Annotated in this window: 25 protein-coding genes and 1 pseudogene; 11 read left to right on the forward strand and 15 right to left on the reverse strand. The window is 36.3% G+C overall.

Going from position 1 to position 22894, the window contains the following annotated elements; all coding sequences use genetic code 11:
• The first annotated feature begins 12 nt into the window (after positions 1–12).
• Both OOL07_RS03405 and metE read left to right on the forward strand, forming a co-directional pair.
• Complete coding sequence (locus tag OOL07_RS03405) at positions 13–1326, forward strand: DUF1295 domain-containing protein (protein WP_264695020.1); 1314 nt, start codon at positions 13–15, stop codon at positions 1324–1326.
• A gap of 118 nt (positions 1327–1444) precedes the next feature.
• Positions 1445–3718, forward strand: a complete 2274-nt coding sequence (gene metE / locus OOL07_RS03410) for a 5-methyltetrahydropteroyltriglutamate--homocysteine S-methyltransferase (RefSeq protein WP_264695021.1) — start codon at positions 1445–1447, stop codon at positions 3716–3718.
• Between the two features lie 66 nt (positions 3719–3784).
• Here metE and OOL07_RS03415 read toward each other — a convergent pair whose 3' ends face one another.
• The 7 genes from OOL07_RS03415 to ttcA all read right to left on the reverse strand — a co-directional run bounded on the left by OOL07_RS03415 (position 3785) and on the right by ttcA (position 9411).
• A complete protein-coding gene (locus OOL07_RS03415; protein WP_264695022.1) occupies positions 3785–4783 on the reverse strand; it encodes an HlyD family secretion protein in 999 nt (332 codons plus the stop codon).
• A 7-nt stretch (positions 4784–4790) separates the two neighbouring features.
• Entirely contained in the window at positions 4791–4991 is a 201-nt protein-coding gene (locus OOL07_RS03420) for a DUF1656 domain-containing protein (RefSeq protein ID WP_264695023.1), read from the reverse strand.
• 134 nt (positions 4992–5125) lie between these two features.
• On the reverse strand, positions 5126–5401 hold the full coding sequence (gene merP / locus OOL07_RS03425; protein WP_264695024.1) for a mercury resistance system periplasmic binding protein MerP: 276 nt from the start codon (positions 5399–5401) through the stop codon (positions 5126–5128).
• 16 nt (positions 5402–5417) lie between these two features.
• On the reverse strand, positions 5418–5768 hold the full coding sequence (gene merT / locus OOL07_RS03430) for a mercuric ion transporter MerT (protein WP_264695025.1): 351 nt from the start codon (positions 5766–5768) through the stop codon (positions 5418–5420).
• Between the two features lie 166 nt (positions 5769–5934).
• Positions 5935–6384, reverse strand: a complete 450-nt coding sequence (locus OOL07_RS03435; RefSeq protein WP_264695026.1) for a GNAT family N-acetyltransferase — start codon at positions 6382–6384, stop codon at positions 5935–5937.
• A gap of 7 nt (positions 6385–6391) precedes the next feature.
• Entirely contained in the window at positions 6392–8563 is a 2172-nt protein-coding gene (locus tag OOL07_RS03440) for an FUSC family protein (RefSeq protein WP_319804040.1), read from the reverse strand.
• Entirely contained in the window at positions 8512–9411 is a 900-nt protein-coding gene (gene ttcA, locus OOL07_RS03445; protein ID WP_319804021.1) for a tRNA 2-thiocytidine(32) synthetase TtcA, read from the reverse strand. Before ttcA ends, OOL07_RS03440 begins: the two co-directional genes overlap by 52 nt.
• A 96-nt stretch (positions 9412–9507) precedes the next feature.
• Between ttcA and OOL07_RS03450 the strand changes: the two genes are divergently transcribed.
• A complete protein-coding gene (locus tag OOL07_RS03450; protein WP_264695027.1) occupies positions 9508–9636 on the forward strand; it encodes a hypothetical protein in 129 nt (42 codons plus the stop codon).
• A gap of 51 nt (positions 9637–9687) precedes the next feature.
• Positions 9688–10134 (forward strand): phytanoyl-CoA dioxygenase family protein, encoded by a 447-nt coding sequence (locus OOL07_RS03455; RefSeq protein WP_264696320.1) that lies wholly within the window; start codon positions 9688–9690, stop codon positions 10132–10134.
• A gap of 113 nt (positions 10135–10247) precedes the next feature.
• Here OOL07_RS03455 and msrA read toward each other — a convergent pair whose 3' ends face one another.
• From msrA to hslO, 6 genes are read right to left on the reverse strand one after another with little or no spacing between them, the layout of a single operon-like run.
• The gene (msrA, locus tag OOL07_RS03460) at positions 10248–10856 is read right to left on the reverse strand and encodes a peptide-methionine (S)-S-oxide reductase MsrA (RefSeq protein WP_264695028.1); all 609 of its coding nucleotides are present in this window, start codon (positions 10854–10856) and stop codon (positions 10248–10250) included.
• 26 nt (positions 10857–10882) lie between these two features.
• Positions 10883–11260, reverse strand: coding sequence for a DUF423 domain-containing protein (locus tag OOL07_RS03465; protein ID WP_264695029.1), 378 nt, complete (start codon positions 11258–11260; stop codon positions 10883–10885).
• Positions 11261–11297: 37 nt separating this feature from the next.
• A complete protein-coding gene (locus OOL07_RS03470; protein WP_264695030.1) occupies positions 11298–12158 on the reverse strand; it encodes an NAD(P)-dependent oxidoreductase in 861 nt (286 codons plus the stop codon).
• Positions 12159–12163: 5 nt separating this feature from the next.
• Positions 12164–15106, reverse strand: coding sequence for an insulinase family protein (locus tag OOL07_RS03475; protein WP_264695031.1), 2943 nt, complete (start codon positions 15104–15106; stop codon positions 12164–12166).
• A 54-nt stretch (positions 15107–15160) separates the two neighbouring features.
• Positions 15161–15856, reverse strand: a complete 696-nt coding sequence (locus OOL07_RS03480; RefSeq protein WP_264695032.1) for an HAD family hydrolase — start codon at positions 15854–15856, stop codon at positions 15161–15163.
• Positions 15857–16729, reverse strand: a complete 873-nt coding sequence (gene hslO, locus OOL07_RS03485) for an Hsp33 family molecular chaperone HslO (RefSeq protein ID WP_264695033.1) — start codon at positions 16727–16729, stop codon at positions 15857–15859.
• Positions 16730–16969: 240 nt separating this feature from the next.
• On the opposite strand from hslO, the pseudogene OOL07_RS03495 reads away from it, so the two are divergent.
• From OOL07_RS03495 to OOL07_RS03510, 4 genes and pseudogenes are all read left to right on the forward strand, one after another.
• Positions 16970–17514 (forward strand): annotated as a pseudogene (locus OOL07_RS03495) (2OG-Fe(II) oxygenase).
• Positions 17501–18151, forward strand: coding sequence for a DNA oxidative demethylase AlkB (gene alkB, locus OOL07_RS03500; RefSeq protein ID WP_264695036.1), 651 nt, complete (start codon positions 17501–17503; stop codon positions 18149–18151). The pseudogene OOL07_RS03495 and the gene alkB overlap by 14 nt, the downstream one beginning before the upstream one ends.
• A gap of 41 nt (positions 18152–18192) precedes the next feature.
• A complete protein-coding gene (locus tag OOL07_RS03505) occupies positions 18193–18315 on the forward strand; it encodes a hypothetical protein (protein WP_264695037.1) in 123 nt (40 codons plus the stop codon).
• 101 nt (positions 18316–18416) lie between these two features.
• A complete protein-coding gene (locus tag OOL07_RS03510; protein ID WP_264695038.1) occupies positions 18417–18836 on the forward strand; it encodes a hypothetical protein in 420 nt (139 codons plus the stop codon).
• Positions 18837–19033: 197 nt separating this feature from the next.
• Here OOL07_RS03510 and OOL07_RS03515 read toward each other — a convergent pair whose 3' ends face one another.
• The gene (locus tag OOL07_RS03515; RefSeq protein WP_264695039.1) at positions 19034–19249 is read right to left on the reverse strand and encodes a hypothetical protein; all 216 of its coding nucleotides are present in this window, start codon (positions 19247–19249) and stop codon (positions 19034–19036) included.
• Between the two features lie 560 nt (positions 19250–19809).
• Here OOL07_RS03515 and OOL07_RS03520 point away from each other — a divergent pair.
• Positions 19810–20994, forward strand: coding sequence for a ChaN family lipoprotein (locus OOL07_RS03520; protein ID WP_264695040.1), 1185 nt, complete (start codon positions 19810–19812; stop codon positions 20992–20994).
• Positions 20995–21018: 24 nt separating this feature from the next.
• Entirely contained in the window at positions 21019–21450 is a 432-nt protein-coding gene (locus tag OOL07_RS03525) for a YcgN family cysteine cluster protein (protein ID WP_264695041.1), read from the forward strand.
• Positions 21451–21467: 17 nt separating this feature from the next.
• Here the strand turns inward: OOL07_RS03525 and OOL07_RS03530 are convergent, their stop codons facing one another.
• Positions 21468–21896 (reverse strand): hypothetical protein, encoded by a 429-nt coding sequence (locus OOL07_RS03530; protein WP_264695042.1) that lies wholly within the window; start codon positions 21894–21896, stop codon positions 21468–21470.
• 259 nt (positions 21897–22155) lie between these two features.
• Here OOL07_RS03530 and gpmA point away from each other — a divergent pair, with 259 nt between their 5' ends.
• On the forward strand, positions 22156–22875 hold the full coding sequence (gene gpmA, locus OOL07_RS03535) for a 2,3-diphosphoglycerate-dependent phosphoglycerate mutase (RefSeq protein WP_264695043.1): 720 nt from the start codon (positions 22156–22158) through the stop codon (positions 22873–22875).
• Positions 22876–22894 lie beyond the last annotated feature (19 nt).

Raw genomic sequence — 22894 nt, forward strand, 5'->3', positions numbered from 1 at the left:
CTTAGATAAGAAATGGAATTTTTTAAAAAGCTCCAATATAAAAACCAAAAAGAGAATATCTTCTTAAACAAAAATACTCCTAAAATATCTCTACCTCCTTCAGCAAGTAATTTTACTGTTAATTTTTTAGCATTGGCAGTAGGATTAGCTATATTAGCTATTCTTCAGTGGTGGTGGCCATTTTCTACATTTCGTAATGGAGTCATTGCTTGTATAGTAATAGCTACTATTATTAGTGCTTATGATTTGTTTGTTGCTAAAGTTTGGCAGCGGGATTCGGCAGGATTAGTTGGATTAAAACCTCGGAAAGCATCATTGCAGCGAGTACTCGTTAAATTAGTAGGTCTTGCATTTAGTCTTGCTGTGCCTACATTAGCTTATCTTATTTTTCCAGAATACCAAGATACATTCTATCAGCCTTGGTGGGAAGTATTGAAAATAATCGGGATTCCACTGCTTATTTTATCCCCTATCTATTTTTGGTGGATAGATGGATTGCAACGTGACCCATACGATGATTATTGGCATCTTGGAGCTGTATTTTGCTGTTTAGAAAACCCCGATTGGAATCGTATTGCTCATCACTGGGGCGGATGGATAATAAAAGGATTTTTCTTACCTTCAATGTTTTGCTATTTGGTTGGTGTGAATGCTAATCTCGAAACTGCAATTCATAGTTTTAAAAGCATGGAAGTAAAGCATTGGCTTTCAGTGTATACATTTTTTTATCATTGGCTGTATCTTGTGGATATAATGGTTGCTGTTATTGGTTATACCATGTCTCTTCGTATTTTAGATGCCCACACTCGTACAGTCCAGCCAACAACGCTTGGCTGGTTAGTTACTCTAATATGTTATGCACCATTCAACCTTATCCTTGATAAGTTGTTACCTTATCAGACTGATCATTGGGGATGGGGACCATGGTTACATAATCATCCATACATACAGATTATTTGGGGGCTAATGATCCTTAGCATGATTACTATTCATGTTTTAAGTATATTAACCCTTGGATTACGTTTTTCTAATCTAACCAATCGAGGAATCGTTACAGATGGGCTTTTCAAGTACAGCAAGCATCCGGATTATATTTGTAAAAGCATTTCTTGGTGGCTTATATGGGTTCCCTTTATTCCTATAAATAACCCTTGGATGGCTGTACGAAATTGTATGTTATTAGCTGTGTTAAATTTCATTTACTATATGCGTGCAGTTACCGAAGAGCGGCATTTAAATGAAGATCCAATCTATCGTGCCTACGCTGCATGGATTGCAGAGTATGGATTATTTGCAAGATTAAAACGATTACTCTTCATAAAATAGCTCTCTCTTCATTAATATGAATAAAATTCATACTAATCTTAAAATTATTAAATTGAATTAATAAATTACCTAAGCCAAACTATATTTATTTCTTTAAATAACAAATAGGAGTTTATTTGTGGTTTTAGCACATAATTTAGGATTTCCTAGAATGGGAGATAAGCGAGAGCTGAAATGGGCCTTAGAAAGCTATTGGAAAGGACAGCTAAGCCAGGAAGATTTGATAAAAATTGGTCATGAGTTACAAAACTTACACTGGCAAAGACAAAAAGACGCTGGATTGGATCTAATCCCAGTGAGTGATTTTTCTTGGTATGATCATGTACTTGATATGTCTGTTTTGCTTGGAGTAATTCCTCCTCGATTTGGTCACCCAGGTGGGGGTGTAGATCTGGATACCTATTTTAGAATGGCAAGAGGCCGTAGTATCCATGGTACAGAAGCGGCTGCCTGTGAAATGACTAAATGGTTTAATACTAACTATCACTACATTGTACCAGAATTTCAAGATCATCAGGATTTTTCTCTATCCAGTAACATGCTTTTTGAGAAAGTAACTGCTGCCCAAAATCTTGGTGTACCTGTAAAACCCATAATTCTAGGTCCATTAAGTTTCTTATGGCTGGGAAAAGCTAAGGGAGAAGATTTTGATAAGTTTTCCTTACTTGATAAACTTTTGCCAGTTTATGGGCAAATACTAGAAAGATTAAAATCTCAAGGGGTAGAGTGGGTTCAAATTGATGAACCAATTTTAGTTTTAGACTTACCTAATGACTGGAAAGCTGGATTTGAAAAAGCCTATGCTCAGTTAGTTAATTCAGGATTAAAAATACTTTTAGCTACCTATTTTGGAGCTTTAGGTGATAATACCCAGCTTGCTTGTCGCTTACCCACTGAAGGATTGCATATTGATTTAACCAGTGCTCCAGATCAGCTGACTAAAGTACTTGATGAACTCCCTGCTTATAAAATACTCTCAGCTGGTGTTGTGGATGGTCGAAATATTTGGCGCAATGATCTTGAAGCAAGCTTTAAAACACTTGAGTCTATCAAAGAACGATTAGGGGATCGTTTATGGGTAGCCCCATCCTGCTCTTTACTACATACTCCAGCAGACTTAAGTTTAGAATCCAAATTAGACAATGAACTAAGATCATGGCTTGCTTTTGCTACCCAAAAAATTAAAGAAGTTGCTACTCTAAAACGTGCTTTAACAGAGGGTAAACAGGCTGTTGTTCATGATTTACAGGTTTCTACTGCTGCCCAGCAAAGCCGCCGTCAATCTACTCGTACTCATCAAACCAATGTTAGAGAGAGAGTAGCTGGAGTAAATGATAAATTAACTCAACGACAAAGTGCCTATGCCGATCGGGCTAAAGCTCAAAAGGAGGCACTCAATCTACCACCATATCCAACCACTACTATCGGTTCTTTCCCTCAAACAGCTAATATTCGTAAAGCACGACAAGAATTTAAGAAAAATATCATTTCTGAAGCAGAATATGATATGCACATGAAAGAAGAGATTAAAAAAGCGATTGTCGAGCAGGAAAAATATGGCTTAGACGTGCTAGTTCATGGGGAAGCTGAACGTAATGATATGGTGGAGTACTTTGGAGAGCAACTTGACGGATTTGCATTTACCCAATATGGATGGGTACAGAGTTATGGCTCTCGCTGTGTTAAACCACCCATTATTTATGGAGACATAGCCCGATCCAATCCTATGACGGTAGATTGGATTAAATATGCTCAATCACTAACCAACAAATGGGTTAAAGGAATGCTGACCGGACCGGTTACTATTCTACAGTGGTCTTTTGTACGGGACGATCAACCTCGTTCAGATACATGCTTACAAATTGCCCTTGCTATTCGAGATGAAGTGGTAGATTTAGAAAAAGCAGGTATTAAAGTCATACAAATTGATGAGCCTGCCTTTAGGGAAGGGTTACCCCTGAGGAAAGCAGATTGGAATAAATACTTAGATTGGGCAGTACGTTGTTTCCAAATTTCTGCAGCTGGAGTTGAGGATAGCACTCAAATTCATACCCATATGTGCTATTCAGAATTCAATGATATTATTGCATCCATTGCTGCTATGGATGCGGATGTCATTACTATTGAAACTTCTCGCTCAGATGGAGAATTATTACAAGCCTTTGCTACCTTTAATTATCCTAATGAAGTAGGGCCCGGTGTTTATGATATTCACTCACCCAACGTACCTACCTCAGAGCAAATTGTAGATTTAATGCGAAAAGCAGCAAAATATGTACCACCAGAGCGGCTTTGGGTTAATCCAGATTGTGGGCTAAAAACCCGAGGCTGGGAAGAAGTGGAAACTGCTTTATGTACCATGGTTGAAGCGGCTAAAACACTTCGAGCTTAAGAAATTATAAGATTTAGGAGATTCTGTTTTTTTTGCAGAAAAAAGCACAGGGAAGTGCAAATTAGCTTATTTATTAGCTACAGGATGAAGTATTACTGTTGCGGTAAGGCCTGCAGCTAATAGTAAATCTTGAGGTACCGTATTATAGTCGATTTTAATCCGCACGGGAATTCTCTGGGCTAAACGCACCCAATTAAAAGTAGGGTTTACATCAGCGAGTAAATTAACACCTCTTCTATTTTGATTATCAATGATTCCCCTAGCAATACTTTCCACGCTGCCTTTAAAGCGTGCCCCACTCATTAAGCGGACATCGGCTTTATTTCCTACTCGAATATCGAGTAGCTTAGTTTCTTCAAAATAGCCATAAATCCAAATATTGTGGCGACTTACTAACGCCATATAAGCTTGTCCTGCATGGGCATATTCACCAATATATACATCCAGATTAGTGATATAACCACCAATAGGTGCATATATTTTAGAGCGAGCTAAATCAAGTTTTGTTATTGCTAATGCCACTTCCGCACTTTCTATATCTGCTAGTACTTTTACCTTATTTGCTTTAGCCTGATCGTGGTTAGCTAGTGCTGCTTGCCATTGAGCATAAGCTGCTCTGGCAATGGCTTCTGTATTCATTTGCTCCTCTTGAGTGGCATATTTATTCATATTTCGCCTACGATCAGATTCTTGGTGATGCATGAGATAGGTGGTTTGAGCCGCAGCAGCACTATCTTTTGTAGCTTTAATTTCCGCATCAGCTACTTTTACTGATACTTTCGCCATGTTTAGACTCGCCTGAGCTTGATCTACTGCATGTTGAAATCGCTCTTGATCGATTTCAAATAAAAGATCACCTTGGCGTACTTGTTGATTATCCTTAACTGTTACATGGGTAATTAACCCAGAAACATCTGGAGCTACTTTTACTACTTCTGCATATACTCTAGCATCTCTCGTCCAAGGAGAATACATATAGTGATTCCATAATAGCCACGCTGCTATCACTGCTATAATTACTACGATAGTAGTAATACAAAAACGAATCACAGAAGTGGCATTCATAGCAATCTCACTTTATTATGAATAACCCAGATAAGCTGAAAATAATAGTAAATACGGCAAGGCGAAATAGGGCAGGATGCCAAACATAATGGTACCAGCGATAGTAACTTGCTAGCCAATCAAATAACCATAATACAAATGTGCTCAGGATAAATATAACCAGCAATCCTGGAACAAGCACATCAAATAAAACTAATTCAGCTGGCATAAGTACTTTTTAAATGTAGAGCAATAGCTAAATATTTATCAATAGTATGCCACCGGAGTTAACTGCTTAATAGTTAAAATTTCTTGCAGGTAGCCCTCCTCGGTCTAGGCTAGCTATTTAGTTTGTACTACAGCTTACTGCTTGACACTAGATGGATAACCGGAATTTTTAGTAGTTTCAGTTAATTTCTGTACATCAACTTTAGCATCATCGTAGGTAACAACGGCTTCATGCTTGTCAAAAGCAATATCGATTTTGCTTACACCATCAACTCTAGAAAGTGCTTTCTTAATCGTGATCGGACAGGCAGCACAAGTCATGTTTGAAACTGACAATGTAATTATTCGAGTGATAGCCAGCACTGGAGTAGTGAATACAGCAAGAGAAAAGAAAACAAGCAGCTTTTTCATGATAAACTCCGTCCAATTAATAGAAAAATGGTAGAACATATGGAAATCCGAGTGCAATCAGGACTAAAATAACTATAGTCCAAAAGGTAATCTTATAAATCGTTTGTACTCGTGGAATTGTGCAGATTTTTTCGGAGCTGCAGGGTTGTGTTGGATAATAGATATTTCGCCAAGCAAAAAATAACGAGATTAATGCCACACCGATAAACAATGGACGGTAGGGTTCCAATATTGTCAGACTACCGATCCATGCCCCACTAAATCCCAAGGTAACTAATATTAATGGTCCAAGGCAGCAGGTTGAGGCAAGAATAGCTGCCAACCCTCCAGTGAAGAGAACACCATGTTTGTTCTGTGATTTATACATATCTGTATATATAAACAAGTACTAAAAAATTAAATGACTAGCTACTTCTCAAGCATAAAATAGTAGCTCATCAACTTCTTTGCATACATCAATTAGAATGGGGTTACTTAGCAAAGTTTCTATTTAAGCAGTAGATCAAATAGAATAAATACCATTCGAGTATAATTTATATATAGTTAGCTAATCTCATTTTTAAAATAGGATAGTTCCTGCCTTGGTTATCTTTCTCAGATCTATCGTATCTTTGAAATCCAAATTTTTCATAGAATTTTAGCGCTTTTATATTTTGCTCATTTACGTCTATTTCATTTGCGTTAAACTTTATTACAACAAAGTTTAATAATCTATATCCAAATCCTTGCCTAAAATAACTGGGATCTACAAAAAGTATTTCTACCTTATTGCCCGAAATACCAATAAAACCTAATACCTTATCCTTATCTATTAAGCAAAAAACTTGAAAATCGCTAAAATTTATATTGCTTACTAATTTCTTTATTTCTTTAAAATCACCTAGAGATAAAAAATTATGGGTAGCAAGTACAGATTTTTCCCAAACGGCTAAAATCTGCTCTCGATAGCTTGCAATGTAGGGCTGTATTTGAAAATTATCCATAAGGTGATTAAACAAAGTTGCTTTGCTTTTTCATATTCATAAATACCGATTGCTGATCCATTAAAATTAAATGCAATAGGTATAGTTGTTGCGTAATGTTGCTAGTATTATCTTTATCCGCACTATGTAAAATTCTAGCTACAACTTGCTGGGCATGTAATAGGTTTCTATATTTTGGTACCTTATATAAAGTAGTTATTGCTATCATGATACTAGTTAATCTTCGTTGAAGATGTTCTGGTGTCCGCTTTTGTTCAGTCCGTAACTTAATCATAATATGCCCTACTTCATGTACTGATAGTGCCCACGCTAAAATATATTGTGTAACAAGAGCATCTTTTCCTAAGTATATGGTAACTTGCTGATAGCAATCACGAAGAATACTTTCTAAGTGATTACGGGCATTATTCAGTGGTTTATCACATGCCTGATCTATTTCATCTCGGATTTTGTAAACTAATCTTTTATAGAAAAAATGGCTCTCTGAGGCATGAGTAAACAAAATAAATGCAATATTGACTAACCAAATACTAAATAAAAGTGCAATTGCCTGATTAATATACTGGGGAATATCATAATGTTGAGTAAATGCCGACTCTAATAATAGAAAAAACGATAAAGCGACAAATGCCCCCAGAGAGGCGAATAAAGGGCGAGTATAGAGATAAAAAATCAATATGAGAAAAGGAAGCATCCCCATAGTTAGAAGGATAAATCCATCCATGTAAGGTAATACTAAAAATAAACATAAAAGTGCTAATGCACTGCCAATAAACCATGCTATCCATAATATATTGAGTTTTTTCTTTAGGTTAGAGGCACTACTAATCATCAATGCAGATAGAACCCCAGCCATTACCACCATATCGCCGCCTGAAGGCCACTCAGTCAAGATCCAAAATAGACCATCTACAAGAATTACCCCAGCACTAAGAAAAGTAGCTAATATTGCTCCTAGCCAATCATGACTATGGCTGAAAATTGTCTCCTTAGTATTAGAGTGCTCTGGAAGCTTACTTAAATTAATAACTACTGCATAAGTATTAACATAAACTTCAAATTCCTTTAAAAAATTTATGATCAGCTGAGATCCAGTATTGAATTCAATAGACTGGTAGCTGTGTTGATCAAACCCCTTCTTTAGTTCATCTGTTTGTATTTCTAATTGTCTACGCAGGGATTGTAATGAAAAAAGCAGATGATCTATTGGTAGGGTAGATAGCTTTACCAGATCTTTAGAAGTTTGTATAAAAAAATCAGCAAGTAATTGATATGAATTGATACTCTGCTGCTGCAATCGCTTCATAAAAGCCAATAGCTCGCAGTAAGCAAAAGAGGCAATCATAAAACGTTGGTTAAGCTGGCGTATATGATTCTTAAATCTACGTATATCCGTATCTTCAAATAGGGCTGAGCTTAATAGAGTTTCTGCCTCAACAGCTTGAAAACTAAAACTAGCATAGATCTGCTCTACATCAGATTGTTTTGTATTATTATTAGGACAGCAATTTTGAATCAGAATCAAAAATTCCTGAAATTGCTTTGAAAGTGTGATTTTAAGATCCCTCCCTAGTCCTTGAGGTATAATCACATCGCTAATTACTGCAGTTACTAAAATACCTAGCAATACCATTAAAGTGCGCATAACGACTGAATGAAAAATATCCTGCGGATTATCTACTACAGGGGTAATTACAATTGCAGCAGTATAACCAGCTAGTACAAAGCCGTAGGATTTAAAGTTGCGTAATAGGGTAGCACCACCTGCACATAAGCCTAGCCATAGAGCAACACCTCCTAGAAGAAAGGCTCGCTCTTGCGGAAATAATCCAACTAAGCATAACGCAACTAAAGATCCTGCAAGAGTACCTAGAATTCGGTAAAAGCTTTTAGCAAGCACCAAACCGCTTTTTGGATTCAACACAATAGCACAGGTCAGCATAGCGGTACCAGGCTCTTCAAGCTCTAACCGAAAAGCAAGCCAGCCACTTAACATAACGGATAAGCAAGCTTTAAATACGAAGATCCAATCTCGGGCTAGGGTATTTAGTGCTTGATTAAATCCTTGTTGCCAATAATCTCTACGGAAGAAGGAAGTAAATTTAGAGGATATAAAAGATATGATATTTAAAACTCTTGATCTTTGTCCGCTGATGCAAATAGTTTTGAAAAATCTAATAGAGTCTCTTCATCAAAAGCCTTATCCCCCTCTGGGAAAGGAGTATTTTGCTGCTGAATACTTTTAAATTCATATAAGCTAGGATCAGCCAAGTGAGAGGGTTTTACATGTTGTAATGCACGGAACATAGTCTCTAATCGTCCCGGAAACTTTTTATCCCAGCTTTGCAACATTTCTTTAATCACTTGCCTCTGGAGATTAGGCTGAGAACCGCAAAGGTTACAAGGAATAATAGGAAATTCTTTAATCGCTGCATAAGCAGCCAAATCCTTTTCCCTACAATAGGCAAGGGGGCGAATCACAATATTTTTACCATCATCACTTAATAGTTTTGGGGGCATTCCCTTCAGGGTGCCTCCATAAAACATATTAAGAAGCAGGGTTTCTAGAATGTCATCTCGATGGTGACCCAATGCAATTTTTGTTGCTCCTAGCTTTTCAGCGGTACCATAAAGAATACCTCGCCGCAAACGAGAACAAAGTGAACAGGTAGTTTTACCCTCTGGAATGACTCGTTTAACTACACTGTAGGTATCCTGCTCTACAATGTGATAAGGCACTTGAATGGATTCTAAGTACTTAGGCAGTAAGTGTTCAGGAAACCCCGGTTGCTTTTGATCTAAATTAACTGCAATTAGTTCAAAGGAAATAGGGGCATGCTTTTGAAGGTTCAATAAAATATCCAAAAGCCCATAACTATCCTTTCCTCCAGAAAGGCATACCATGATCCTATCTCCAGATTCAATCATATTAAAATCATCAATCGCTTGCCCAACTAGACGGCGTAATCTCTTTTGTAGCTTATTGGCATTATATTGAGATTTATAAGTTGTAGAGGTTATGTTCATTTTGTGCTACATCCACTACTTAGTGGTTTATATTAACTATAATATAGTTTATTGTGTTGTTATAAAAATAATCATTCACATTGAGGTACCATAAAAATGAACACATCTACTAATACCAAGAATTTATACAGTATTACCGATCCTATTGGTTATCATATGGATATTCCAGTAACACCTACCGATGATTTTACCTATTTCACTTTAGAAGATATATCTAGCCATTAGCCATTAGCCATTAGCCATTAGCCATTAGCCATTAGCCATTAGCCATTAGCCATCAAAGATTATTATGAAAAATATGGCTATGTGGTAGTACGTAATCTAATTCCTAACCAAGTTCTTGATGAGGCTAATTCAGCCTTTGACGCAGAAGCCATCTCTTCAAACCGCTTTATTTATCGGCAAGCGACAGCAAATCCTGAACGTCATATTTTTACTCAGCATGGGTTCATGCTAAATTCAATCCTTAACCCTCAAAGCTTAAATCCACGTTATTTTAGCAAATTTCGTCAGTCAGCAGAGAAGATACTGACCCATCAATTTATGCAAAAGTTACTAAATATAATATTTAGTGAGCAGGGAAAATGTGTGCAGGGAATGTATTTTCATGGTAACCCTGCCACTTGGGCACATCAAGATACCTATTATTTAGACTCAGAGCATATAGGCACTATGGTAGGTGCATGGATAGCCACTGAAGATATTACCCTTGATGCGTGGTAGATTCTATTTTATTGAAAGTAGATTTCCAAAAAAAATCTGCTATTAAAGCCCTATTAAGATAACTATAAATAATATAAAGCTGGCTATCTATAGCCAACTTTCATATTAAGGAGCTATATTGGAAAGGAAATGCCAGTACCTCCTATGCCACAGTAGCCATCTGGGTTTTTAGCTAAATATTGCTGATGATAGGGTTCAGCATAGTAAAATTTTGGGGCCGATTTAATTTCAGTAGAAATAGATCTAAATCCTGCTTGCTTTAAGGCATTTTCATATATGGATTTAGATTCTTCTGCTGCTAGGTTTTGCCGCCCATTGTATGTGTAAATTGCAGATCGGTATTGCGTACCCACATCATTACCTTGGCGCATTCCTTGGGTAGGATCGTGAGATTCCCAAAATACTTTTAGTAAATTCTGGTAAGAAATAATATTTGGATCAAAAATTACAAGTACTACCTCAGCATGACCTGTAATACCCGTGCACACCTCTTGGTAAGAGGGGTTAAAGGCATAACCCCCACTGTAACCTACACCAGTAGTGTATACGCCATCAAGATCCCAAAATTTTTTCTCTGCCCCCCAAAAACAGCCCATTCCAAGTAAAATTCTTTCCATCTGTTCAGGGAAGGGAGGTGCAATAGAATTACCTTTGATAAAATGTCTTCCTTGCTGGTTTATTTTTAGTTTTCGATTAATTAATGCTTGATCTAAGATGGGCATAGTAAGAATGAGCAAAATTATTATTTTCAATAATTAGCACGTAAAAGAGCAAAACTAAGTAGCAACCAAGCAGTAATAAAACTGATACCACCTAGAGGAGTAATCGCACCTAGCCATTTTATCCCAGTGAATGCAAGCAGATAAAGACTACCAGAAAATAGAATAATCCCTGTAATCATAAGTCTGCCTGACCATTTAATTAACGAGCTATCTCCAATTTGATGTAATAAAATTCCTATAAAAATAAGCCCTAAGGCGTGGTACATATGATAATTTACCCCGGTATGCCATACCTCTAGCATATGAGTTTCTAATCTATTTTTTAAGCCATGGGCACCAAAAGCACCTAGAAGGATTCCTAAAGCGGCAAAGAATGCGCCTGTACTGATGAAAAATTTAGCCATACTCTTTTTATTTTTACCTTTTTATAGTTATACAGTGTCAAGATAAGTAGGATTTTAGCCTAAATAGGGCAGAAATATCCTCTTCCCCAAACCCTTGGTCTATCAACTTCTGATAGTGAGCAAGAGTTGTTTTAGTAAGAGATAAATCGATTCTTAATTGTTCCCCAATTTCCTTACAAATTTGCAAATCTTTTTGATGTAATCTTACTTTAAATCCATGATTAAAAACTCCTTTCATCATGGTGTCCCCTCTATGTTCTAAAAACCAGTTACTTGCAGCTCCTCGAGTAATTACCCCTATTACTTTACTCATATCTAGTCCCTGTGCTTGACCAAAAGCTAGTGCTTCAGTAACTGCTTCATTAATACCTGCTGCCATTACCTGATTTACCGCTTTAGTTGCCTGTCCTGTTCCTATTTCTCCCATATGAGTAATAAATTTACCCATAGCATTGAGTAAAGGATAGACTTTAGATATAGTATTTGCATTTCCACCTACCATAAAAGCTAATGTGCCTTGGCGAGCTCCTTCTACCCCTCCTGAAACAGGGGAATCTAAAAAATCTCCCCCTTTACTGCGAACAATACAAGCTACTTTTCTCGCAGTTTCACTGCTGGTAGTAGAGCAGTCTATAACAATATGCCGTTCACTAAAATAGGGGTTTAAACTATCTATAACAGCTAGTACATCCTCATCTTTAGAGACACAGATAAAGATAATTTCTGCTTTTTCTGCAAGATCTTTAAGCCGTTGTGCTGATGTTACCCGTAACTCTTTTGCAAGGGTATCTGCTACGCTTTGAGTTCTATTCCAAATAGTAGATAAAAACCCGCCGTTAGCTAAATTTCGTGCCATGGGTATACCCATGGCACCTAAACCGATAAATCCCGCTTTCATAGCCTTTATAGATTATGTACAGTTAGCCTTAGGTCTTCTAATTGCTCAACTCTTGCTGTATTAGTAAGGATGGCAATACTTGCCTTTTCAGGCTGAAAATATTTTTCTGCTGCTTCTTTAAGATGATTTAATTTAACTTCTAAAATACGATTGCGAAAACGGCGACATTGCTCTGGGGTACGCCCATAGAGTTCATTATAAAAAGCACTTTTAGCCTCTCCAGCGGGGGATTTTGGTTTATCAATGGCACTAATTACCCCTAAAATAGCTTCCTCTACTAAACGCCATGGATGATCATTGTCTAATAACCACTGTACCGATTGATCAAAATCTTTTAAGGTCTCAGTGAGTCGAGGATCTCGATAAGAGAAAAAGCGAAAAGCACCACTTTCTGAATCTTGGCTGGCTCCACCACCATAGGCCCCTCCCTGTTCTCGAATAGTACGGTGTAAATAGTTGTTACGTAAAAAGCCACCAAGTACTGAAAGAGCAGCAGCATCTGGATGATCAATAGGTACTGTAGAATAGGCTTTAGCACAGAAATTTACTTGGGTATTAGCGGTCCACGCTTGATGTACTGATTCTTGTATTTTCGGTAATGTTAGCCTAGTAAAAGTATTGTAATCAGTGTTGCTATTTTGCCCCCAATATTGAGGTAAATTTCGAAGAAACCCTGATTGATGTTCTTCTTCGCTAATTAAAAGTAATTGGCGAGGAGCAGATAAAATTTGTTTATGAATTTGCTGAAATTTATGAGCTAGCTCTTCACAAGATTCTTTATTTTCCAAGCTTGAATCTAATTTTTGTAAGAAAGAAATACCCGCAAGACCAGTTAGGCGATGGGAAAGAGCAGCAGAAGGACTCATACCGCTAGATGCTGCAGCCATGGCAAGACTATGGCCACTGCCAGTAATACTATCCTCCCATCCAGATCTTCGCTGTGCCATAATTTCTCGTAAATGATCTAATTCATCAAATCTTACTGATTCTAGGGTGGTTTGTAGTAATTCATTCAATGCACCATGGTTTCGATTTAACGCTTTACCTGAAAAAATAAAGTGACTATTTGTCTGCTGTAGATCATTAATAGCACTGCGTAAAGTGCTACTTGCACTGATTCCGCCACTGACGCTACTTTGCCAAATTTGAGTTTGGCGATAGTCTTGATTTCCTACTCCTAGTTCTGTTAAACACGCACTGTAGTGGGGTAATACTGCTAATAATTCATCCTCTAAATGAGGCAAATCAATCACAATATGTTGATAAACAAGACCATTGGTTCCTTGACTGTAGGTAGTAAGTGGCAGGTTACCTACTTTAGCTTTTTCCCCTTGAGGAATAGCTAAATCTGGAGGAACATCTTCAATTCCTACTTTAGGCAAAATACCAGGATCATCCTGTTTTTGTTGGCGATCAACAAGGGTAGTAGCTAAATCCACGACAGTTTGCTTTTGTGCTTCACTCATTTGAGATTTAAGTTGAGCAAGCCTAGATTTTTCTGCTTCGATGCGTTTTGCACTCAAATGAGAATCTGGTTTTAATACTAAGCGAACTCTATGGGAATTATTAAGTAGATTTTCCCGTACTAAGTTTTGAATAAAGTTAGGATTTTTAATTTCTTGCCGAAGTTGCGCTAAAGCAGGATCGAGGTTTAATAACCCTACTGGATCACCATAATGAATCGCACTAGATAATCCTCCTAGTAATAGTTGGAGTCCATAGGGCATCCGATCACCACCTACTTCCCTTTGATGTAATTCTAGCTGATGAAGTACTGCATCTACCTGTTCTTGTGGAATACCTTTTTCAGCTACTTCTTCTAAAACTTCCAATATTTTCTTCTCAAGAGTTTCTGCATGCGTAGGATCAGACCCTTCAATGCCGCAGACAAAACTCATTTCTCGATTGCTTTCTTCCAAACCACATAGAGGAGAGGGAGAAGAGCCTAATCCGCAAGTCTCTAACAAGTAACGTAGGGGAGAGGCACTATTTTCTAATAAGACTTCGGAGAGTAAGTGTGCTCTTAATTGAGCAATTAAGTCAGTACTCTTACCTAAAAGCCAACTTAATACAATGTGAGTCTTATTCGTGGTTTCTTCAGAATCTAGAGCATAGGTTTCTTCAATTTGAATGGGTATATGGTAACGTTTTTCATCTGGCACTTTAAAATGAAGATTTTGGCGTTCAAAGAAGGAGAGCGCATAAGTCTCAAAATGATCGTGATGTTTTTGGGCTGGAATATCCCCGAAAGTCATAAAAATCGCATTAGAGGGGTGGTAATGCGTTTTATAAAATGCTTTGAGCTGATCATAGGTTAAATCTGGAATACAGCTGGGTTTGCCGCCACTATTATAGTGATAAGTTGTGGTAGGAAATAAGTGGCTAGAAAGAGTATGCCATAAAATAGAAGTAGGAGCACTCATTGCTCCTTTCATTTCATTAAACACTACTCCTTTAAATACTAGATCACTTTGAAGATTATTAGATTCCTCAAACTCTACTCGATGACCTTCTTGAGAAAAATCTAGATAATCTAAATTGGCAAAAAACACTGCATCTAAATAAACTTGCAGTAAATTATTAAAATCCTTTATATTTTGGCTAGCAAAAGGGTAAGCAGTCCAATCTGAACTAGTCATAGCATTCATAAAGGTATTTAAAGATCGGCGTAGCATCATGAAGAAAGGATCTCTGACAGGATATTTTTTACTACCGCATAGCACGGTATGCTCTAAAATATGAGCCACCCCAGTAGAATCCATAGGAATCGTACGAAATGCAACCAAAAAGCCATTTTCTGGATGATCTGCTGCTAAATGGAAATGTTTCGCTCCAGTTTTACTATGATCATATTCTTCTACGGTTAGATTAAGAGAATCAATTCGTTGGCTCCGTAACCACTTAAATGCAGGATGGGTAGAAGATTGTATGCTCGCCGTATTATTCATAAATATTTACTTTTACCTTATAAATTAATTTAAGAGAAAATAGATATTCATCTATTATAGCCACTGCTCCAATTCATAAAGATTATTAATGATACCATCAGGAGGAGGCAGTTCCTCTGGCCATACCATGTCATTACGATTGATCCAAATAGCACGCATTCCTACCTGTTGAGCTGCAGCAATATCATAGGTTGGATGATCTCCCACATGAATAGCTTGGTATGGCTCGATTTTAATCTTCTTAAGTACTTGATGAAATATATCTGGATCTGGTTTAGCAGTACCTGCAATAGCTGGTGTTAGAGAAATTTGAAAATAATTTTTTAAAGGCGTTTGGCTTACTTCCGCATTCCCATTAGTCAAAGAGACCAAGATATACTTTTTTATTAAACAATCGAGTACGGGAATTACATCTGGATAAGGTGTCACTTGATTACGCGCTTCAAGAAAAATACTTATTGCTTCTTCAGCTAAAGTTAAGGTGTAGCTAAATTCTTGTAAGAGTTGGTTTAAAGAAATCATCCGCATTGCAGTAAGATTGTAGGCCATTTCTGGATACATCTTTCGTACATGCTGTCTATGTTCTCTCAAACTTTCAATATTATGTGCCAAAGTTAAGCGAGGGGCTTTTTTTTCTAGCCATTGAAACTGAGTTTCTTCCGCTTTTCTTAATACCTCTACACTGGGCCAGACTGTTTCATCTAAATCAAAGGAAATTAATTTAACTTGAGATGCGTATCTACCCATCATTTAATGATGGGTAGATGAGGTAGGAGTTTTAATTTCACTGCTAAATAGTTGGGCAATATCTACTGAATCAAAGCGATATTGTCGATTACAAAATCCACAAGTAACCTCTATTTTCTCTTGCTCTGCTAGAGCTAATCTCACCTCTTTTTCCCCTAAAGCGACCAGTGTATTTTCAATACGTTCTTTACTACAGCTACAGCGAAAAAATACGGGTTCTGGATCAAACAAACGTACTTGCTCTTCATGAAAGAGACGATAAAGTAATTCTGTGCAGGGAAGGCTTAATAACTCTTTTGGGGTAATTGTGTTAGCAAGTAGAGTAACTCGTTCCCAATCCACCGCATGATCTTGTTGACTAGGTAATTCTTGTAAGAAAAATCCAGCTGCTTTTTCCTCATTAGATTCTAACCATATCCGAGTTTCAAGCTGTTCAGATCGGATAAAATAGGATTGTAGTGCTTCGGCTAAACTCTCTCCTTCCAAAGGGACAGTACCTTGGTAAGGGGAAGCACCTTCTCTTTGTAGGGTTAAGGTAAGCCGACCTGAATGATAGAGCTCTGAAAATGATTGTTGTTGAGAAATTTCCCCTTCCCATCGGGCTAGTCCTCGAATAGCTCTTTGGTGAGATACTTGTGCTACTAAGGCTTTAATAGATCCTGTACTTTGTACTTGAATAATCAGTGTACCTTTAAATTTAAGGGTAGCAGAAAGTAATACTCCGGCAGCCAATAGCTGGCCTAACTGAGTTTGAATAGCGGGGGGATAAATATTATAGGAGAGAATAGTCTGCCAACTGGTATTTAATTGCACCCATTCTCCTCGAATTTCTGCTTCTTCAAATAAGAAACGATACAATAAGTCTTGATCAGTCATAATAGAAACCTATCAGATTTTACCTAACCTTTAAAAGAGTATTAAGCAAGTTCAGATTAAATTATCTTAAAAAATCGCCATAAGAGTATGAAATCTATTTCTCATTTACTTTGGAATCAGATTTATCAAGATTTAAATACTTATGGCTATGGGAAAATTCCAAACTTATTAGATTTAAAAGAGTGCCAAGTACTCATTGCTCAATATGATAATGATTCCTTGTACCGAAGCAAAATTACTATGGCTCGCTACAATTTTGGCCAAGGAGAATATAAATATTTTACTTATCCTTTGCCCATTATTATAGAGAAACTAAGAAGTGAATTTTATCCATACCTAGCATATCTAGCTAATAAGTGGTGTCAGCAATTAAATATAAAACTCTCTATCCTAAAGTCCATGGAGAATATCTACAAAAATGTCACATATTAGGGCAAACTCGACCCACTCCTTTAATTCTTAAATATAAAATAGGAGATTATAATTGCTTGCATCAGGATATTTATGGAACAGAAATTTTTCCATTGCAGATGACTATATTATTATCTCAGCCCTATCAAAATTTTACTGGAGGGGAATTTGTATTGACCGAGCAGCGACCACGGATGCAATCTCGAGCTGAAGTGATTTCATTACATTGTGGGGATGGGATTATTTTCCCAGTAAATCAAAGACCCATTGAGGGTAAACGAGGATTTTATCGAGTAAATATGCGTCATGGTGTAAGCCGCTTACATTCAGGTAATCGCTATACATTAGGCATTATCTTTCATGATGCTCGATAATTTTTCTGATGATTTATTTTCTAAGGTAGATGGAGATATATGCCAGCCTATTGGCATCCAAGCTTATATATTACGTGGTTACGCACTACCTTATATAAATAATATATTAGCTGCTTTAAATACTATATTAGCCCAAGCACCCTTACGACATATGATGACTCCTAACGGGCAAAAAATGTCAGTAGCTATGAGTAATTGTGGAAATTTAGGCTGGACTAGTAGTAAAAAAGGATACTGTTATACTCCACAGGATCCTGAAACAAATCAAGATTGGCCCCCTTTACCCAAAGCATTTTTAGAACTAGCTAATCATGCAGCTAAAAAAGTAGGCTTTTTAGGATTTATCCCTGATGCTTGTTTAATTAATTCTTATTGCCCTGGTGCTTGCTTAAGCCTTCATCAAGATCGAGATGAACAAGATTTAAATGCACCGATAGTGTCCGTATCTTTAGGAATTGGTGCAGTATTTTTATTTGGAGGCCTGAGGCGAAAAGATCCTCTTCAAAAATTTCCTATTTACCATGGAGATATTGTAGTATGGGGCGGAGTAGATAGATTACGGTATCATGGTGTGCTTCCTGTTACAGAATCAGATCATCTATTATTAGGTAGGCAGCGTATTAATTTAACATTTTGAAAAGCAAATTAACTATCAATTTAAATTGACGGCTATTACTTATGGACAATATATTTCTATTTTTTGAGAAAATTGCCTATTTTTCTGAGTTTGTTTTCCATTCTCCTTTAGAGGCACTCGCATTTGCCCCAGTACTTATCATTGCAAGTTTATGGGCTGATTGATTAAAAATTTAAATTGCCCTCCTACTGGAAAATATAAAAAATAGTTCTATTATTAATAATAAAGAAAGATAGTTTGAATTTTTCTATTGTGGAGGCATGCCATGATGAAAAAGATGTTATTTTTAGGGTTGGTATTGGTAACAACTAATGCAGTAGGACAATCATTGACTACTTATAATCTCTATAGGGTAGGATACCCTTATGCAGGAGGTTATCCATCAGAAGAAATAATTTATCAAGGACCTGAAGTAGTAGAAGTAATACCCTCCGCACCTATTTATGGTAATCCTTATAATCCATATTACGCAGAGAATCCCTATATGGGTTATCCAGCCCCTGGTGTAGTAGAAGTAATACCCTCCGTGCCTATTTATGGTAATCCTTATTATGCAGGAAATCCCTATATGGGTTATCCAGCACCTGGTGTAGTAGTAGAGGTAGTACCTGTTATGCCAGTTCCTCCTGTAGGTGGTTTTGCTGAGTTTGGTGGTCCGGGTGGTTGGTTTGGATTTGGTTGGTAATTTATATTACTAAGTCTTTACAAGATAACCCTTAGATAGTCCTTGCTGAGAGTGATAGCCATACTTCCTCTCAGCAAGATTTATCACTATAAATTTCCAAAATTTCCTCTTAACCAACTATTACCGATAGACAAAATAATACAAAACAGAATATAAGACCAATAATAGTTGTCATTATTCCATCGCTTCTCATATCTTTAATTGATAAAAGCCTCTTGAGCTTTTTTCCGAAATAGGACTTTAAGTCTTATATCCTGCGTTTCTTCTGCAAGCTCTAGATAGCGCTGATAGATACCAATAAAAGTCTCTGTATTACTCCTATGAGTTTGTAGATATTGAATAAATTTGCCTAAGATCTGGATTGGTTTCCAGTTAGTATTTTTTCTTAGGGTTATATTTTTGAAATCATTCATATTTTACTTTTCCTTGCATAAGATAGTTTTAGAATTATTTTTATTTATTTAAGTTAAAAAATAAGTAAAAATAAAGTGTTATATAAGAAAAATTTTAATAATGTCACTAAAAACCTTATTCCTTTAAGGTTTAAATAAGCAAAAAATATACCAAAATATATAAGCGGCACAAATTTATTAAAATTTAATCTCTGATAATTTGAGTAAATATATTTTATATATTTGTTTATAAAGATTAATTTATTTTAAATAAACAAATAAATTTCTTTTTGTGCTAGAAGAAACTGCTGGGGCTATCTAATCTGGGTAGTAGTTTTTTAGCTAAAGAGCGTCATTACTAGTGACGATATTTTGAGTAATAATATTTAATTATTTTTAATACTAAGATTACATAAGTAATTATTATTTATGATTGATGACAAAATATGATTATTTCTAATTTTTATATTATTTATATCTAGATTTTTATTAGGTTTTAATTAAATTAAAAAAAGGAAAAGCCTGTATACTCAAGGAATGGAATAGTCAATACATAATTTAAATAGCCTCAGTTAGTATTTATGAATAATAAAGCCCTTGTCTTAATTCTTTACTTTATCTTTTTTCTTAGTAGTGTTTCAGTATACGGAGAAGAACAGATACATTCTCATAGTGAATATAAACAACACTCTCATTTTAAAGAAAATACTCAACCTTCCTATACCACACAAGCTATTGATCTTAAAGCACTATTACCAATAAACAAGCTAATTCCAAAACTACTTAATAATCAAGTGGTTTTTATTGGGGAGCAGCATCCTCGCTTTGATCATCACCTAAACCAGCTTTCAATTATTCGTGGGCTTTATCTTAAACATACTAATCTAGCTATTGGTATGGAATACTTCCAACAGCCTTTCCAAAAATACTTGGATCAATACATTGCTGGAAAGTTAACTACTCATGAACTAATCAAGAAAACCGAATACTATAATCGTTGGCGTTATGATTTTCGATTATATGAACCTATCTTAAAGTATGCCCGTGCCCATCATATTCCTATAATTGCACTAAATGCACCGACAGAAATTGTACAAAAGGTGGGTAGAGATGGATTAGGTAAACTTACAACACAAGAAAAGGCACAAATTCCCACAGATATTGATTTTTCAGACGAGGAGTATGCTCATCGGTTAAAAAGGATATTTCAGGATCACCCTCAGTTTTTTGGAAGCTTCGAGACTTTTCATGAAGCTCAACTTGTTTGGGATGAAACGATGGCTGATAGAGCAGCATCTTTTTTAAAAGATCATCCAGATAATTATATGGTAGTGTTGGCTGGTAATGGACACTTTGCTTATGGATCTGGGATTCCCAATCGACTTTACCGTCGTTTACCTAATATAAAAACATCTATCATATTAAACGATTGGGAAAGAGCAATAGAGCCTGCGGTTGCAAACTATACTTTGATCTCTCAAGAGAAACAATTGCCTAATGCAGGATTTCTTGGACTGATGTTAGAGGAGACTATAGAGCATGGTCTTAAGGTTGAGGACTTTTCTAAAGAAAGCCCAGCGAAAACAGCAGGAGTTAAGATAAAGGATAAAATTCTTGCTTTAAATGATCAATCTGTTTCGAAAATGTCTAATATTAAAGAGGTGATGTGGGATAAAAAACCCGGTGATGAAGTCATAGTTAAAGTAAGTCGTAGTGAACTTATTGGCGAGGGGCAAGAATTAGTTTTTAAAGTTATTCTCAAATGATTTTTATATCTATTGGGGGTGGTAATGGTAGCACCAAATTTTTGGAAACATAAAACCTTAAATGAAATGACTAATGAAGAATGGGAGGCTCTATGTGATAGATGTGGTCAATGCTGTCTCCATAAATTAGAGGATGAAGATACTGGAGAAATTTTTTACACTAATGTTGCTTGTCGTTTATTAAATATCCATAGTGGCCGCTGCTCAAATTACTGTCATCGTACTCAAGTAGTTGGAGATTGTATTAGTTTACGGAAAAATTTTAATGAGGCTTTAAGGTGGCTCCCTAAAACCTGTGCTTATCGTCTCATTAGTGAGGGAAAAGAATTATTTAATTGGCATCCTCTCATTTCTGGTACAGAAGAAACAGTACACCTAGCAGGTATATCAATTAGCACTCAAACTATTGTTTTAGAAAATGAAGTAGATGATTTAGAAGATCATATTATTGAATAACTAATATTTCTAATATATTAATATTTATCCGCTAGATTGGGTGAATAATCTCTGGATGGTGCATCTTTTTCTGAGTAATCTTCTTCTTTTGATTTATGAGTACGACAACCTAAACAACGGGCGAATGTAGCTCGTGCAGGACCTTTAACTAAAGTATTAGCAGCACCCTCTACATGCCCACTAATCGCTGTAAACGGTAAGCTTACTAAAAAAACAGCAGATCCTAATCCGGTAGCTACGCCTAATATAGGTCGAGCAATAAGTAGGTCCCCGAGTTTCCGGAAATAATTCCGACTTTCAGTATCTACTGAATCATCTATATTCATTTCAGCTTCTTGGTCATAGTCATCTCTTCCTATACCAGATGCCAGAGCAGCATTAAAAAAACTACTAATTAATATTAAGCACAGAAAATAAACTAGTTTTTTAGGAAAAACACTATTCATATAAAATTAAAGATGGTTTAAAAATTTATAGAATACTTCAAAATTCAATATAATTAAGATGGGGCTATTTAGCAATAATAATTGCTTGTTTTTATCATATTTTAAAATAAGTATCTCTGGTAGATTATTAAGTTTATAATTATTTTCAACAAAAAAATAAAACTTTTTATCTGCTTATTAAATAGGTTTTTTTATATTTCTGCCCTAAAGTATAGATAGACTATCTAGGGGGAAATTCTTATAAATAAAGGGCTGATTTATGCATAGAGTAACTTTACTTCGTCATGGAGAGAGTATATGGAATTTAGAAAATCGTTTTACTGGCTGGACTGATGTTGAGCTCTCAGAAAATGGCATCAAGGAAGCAAGCCATGCTGGTAAAATACTAAAAGATGCTGGTTACGAGTTTGATAAAGCCTATACTTCGCTATTAAAACGAGCTATTCATACCCTTCGATTAGTAGAGGATCAAATGGATATAAGTTGGTTATCTACTGAAAAGCGTTGGGAACTTAATGAGCGTCATTACGGAAGTTTGCAAGGCTTAAACAAAGCAGAAATTGCAAAGCAATATGGTGCAGATTTAGTACATCAATGGCGTCGTGGCTACGATATTGAGCCTCCTGCATTGGATATAAATGATCCTCGCCATCCTCGGTTTGACCGGCGTTATGCACATATAGATCCAAGTAAGCTTCCCTTGGTTGAGTCTCTAAAAACTACTCTAGATCGAGTCATGCAGTGCTGGCAAGAGAGTATTTTGCCTGATATTGCCTCAGGAAAAGAGCTTATTATTGTTGCTCATGGTAATTCGCTACGCGCACTATGCAAGCACCTTGCAGGATTATCCAACGAAGAAGTAATGGAGTTAGAAATTCCGACTGGTGTACCTTTAGTCTATGAGCTTGATAACTCATTTAAATTAATTGATCACTACTACCTTTCTGAAAAAGGTCGCTCCCCTGCTCATAGGGCATAATTTTACCTACATCACTTAC

The organism is Candidatus Nitrosacidococcus sp. I8 (assembly GCF_945836005.1).
Lineage (GTDB): Bacteria > Pseudomonadota > Gammaproteobacteria > Nitrosococcales > Nitrosococcaceae > Nitrosacidococcus.

Excerpts from the sequence above, each read along its gene's own strand:
- OOL07_RS03405 (WP_264695020.1), top strand. The coding sequence starts at position 13 with ATGGAATTTTTTAAAAAGCTCCAATATAAAAACCAAAAAGAGAATATC.
- OOL07_RS03415 (WP_264695022.1), bottom strand. The coding sequence starts at position 4,783 with ATGAATGCCACTTCTGTGATTCGTTTTTGTATTACTACTATCGTAGTA.
- OOL07_RS03420 (WP_264695023.1), bottom strand. The coding sequence starts at position 4,991 with ATGCCAGCTGAATTAGTTTTATTTGATGTGCTTGTTCCAGGATTGCTG.
- merP (WP_264695024.1), bottom strand. The coding sequence starts at position 5,401 with ATGAAAAAGCTGCTTGTTTTCTTTTCTCTTGCTGTATTCACTACTCCA.
- merT (WP_264695025.1), bottom strand. The coding sequence starts at position 5,768 with ATGTATAAATCACAGAACAAACATGGTGTTCTCTTCACTGGAGGGTTG.
- OOL07_RS03435 (WP_264695026.1), bottom strand. The coding sequence starts at position 6,384 with ATGGATAATTTTCAAATACAGCCCTACATTGCAAGCTATCGAGAGCAG.
- ttcA (WP_319804021.1), bottom strand. The coding sequence starts at position 9,411 with ATGAACATAACCTCTACAACTTATAAATCTCAATATAATGCCAATAAG.
- OOL07_RS03450 (WP_264695027.1), top strand. The coding sequence starts at position 9,508 with ATGAACACATCTACTAATACCAAGAATTTATACAGTATTACCGATCCT.
- msrA (WP_264695028.1), bottom strand. The coding sequence starts at position 10,856 with ATGCCCATCTTAGATCAAGCATTAATTAATCGAAAACTAAAAATAAAC.
- OOL07_RS03465 (WP_264695029.1), bottom strand. The coding sequence starts at position 11,260 with ATGGCTAAATTTTTCATCAGTACAGGCGCATTCTTTGCCGCTTTAGGA.
- OOL07_RS03470 (WP_264695030.1), bottom strand. The coding sequence starts at position 12,158 with ATGAAAGCGGGATTTATCGGTTTAGGTGCCATGGGTATACCCATGGCA.
- OOL07_RS03475 (WP_264695031.1), bottom strand. The coding sequence starts at position 15,106 with ATGAATAATACGGCGAGCATACAATCTTCTACCCATCCTGCATTTAAG.
- OOL07_RS03480 (WP_264695032.1), bottom strand. The coding sequence starts at position 15,856 with ATGATGGGTAGATACGCATCTCAAGTTAAATTAATTTCCTTTGATTTA.
- hslO (WP_264695033.1), bottom strand. The coding sequence starts at position 16,729 with ATGACTGATCAAGACTTATTGTATCGTTTCTTATTTGAAGAAGCAGAA.
- alkB (WP_264695036.1), top strand. The coding sequence starts at position 17,501 with ATGATGCTCGATAATTTTTCTGATGATTTATTTTCTAAGGTAGATGGA.
- OOL07_RS03505 (WP_264695037.1), top strand. The coding sequence starts at position 18,193 with ATGGACAATATATTTCTATTTTTTGAGAAAATTGCCTATTTTTCTGAG.
- OOL07_RS03510 (WP_264695038.1), top strand. The coding sequence starts at position 18,417 with ATGATGAAAAAGATGTTATTTTTAGGGTTGGTATTGGTAACAACTAAT.
- OOL07_RS03515 (WP_264695039.1), bottom strand. The coding sequence starts at position 19,249 with ATGAATGATTTCAAAAATATAACCCTAAGAAAAAATACTAACTGGAAA.
- OOL07_RS03520 (WP_264695040.1), top strand. The coding sequence starts at position 19,810 with ATGAATAATAAAGCCCTTGTCTTAATTCTTTACTTTATCTTTTTTCTT.
- OOL07_RS03525 (WP_264695041.1), top strand. The coding sequence starts at position 21,019 with ATGGTAGCACCAAATTTTTGGAAACATAAAACCTTAAATGAAATGACT.
- OOL07_RS03530 (WP_264695042.1), bottom strand. The coding sequence starts at position 21,896 with ATGAATAGTGTTTTTCCTAAAAAACTAGTTTATTTTCTGTGCTTAATA.
- gpmA (WP_264695043.1), top strand. The coding sequence starts at position 22,156 with ATGCATAGAGTAACTTTACTTCGTCATGGAGAGAGTATATGGAATTTA.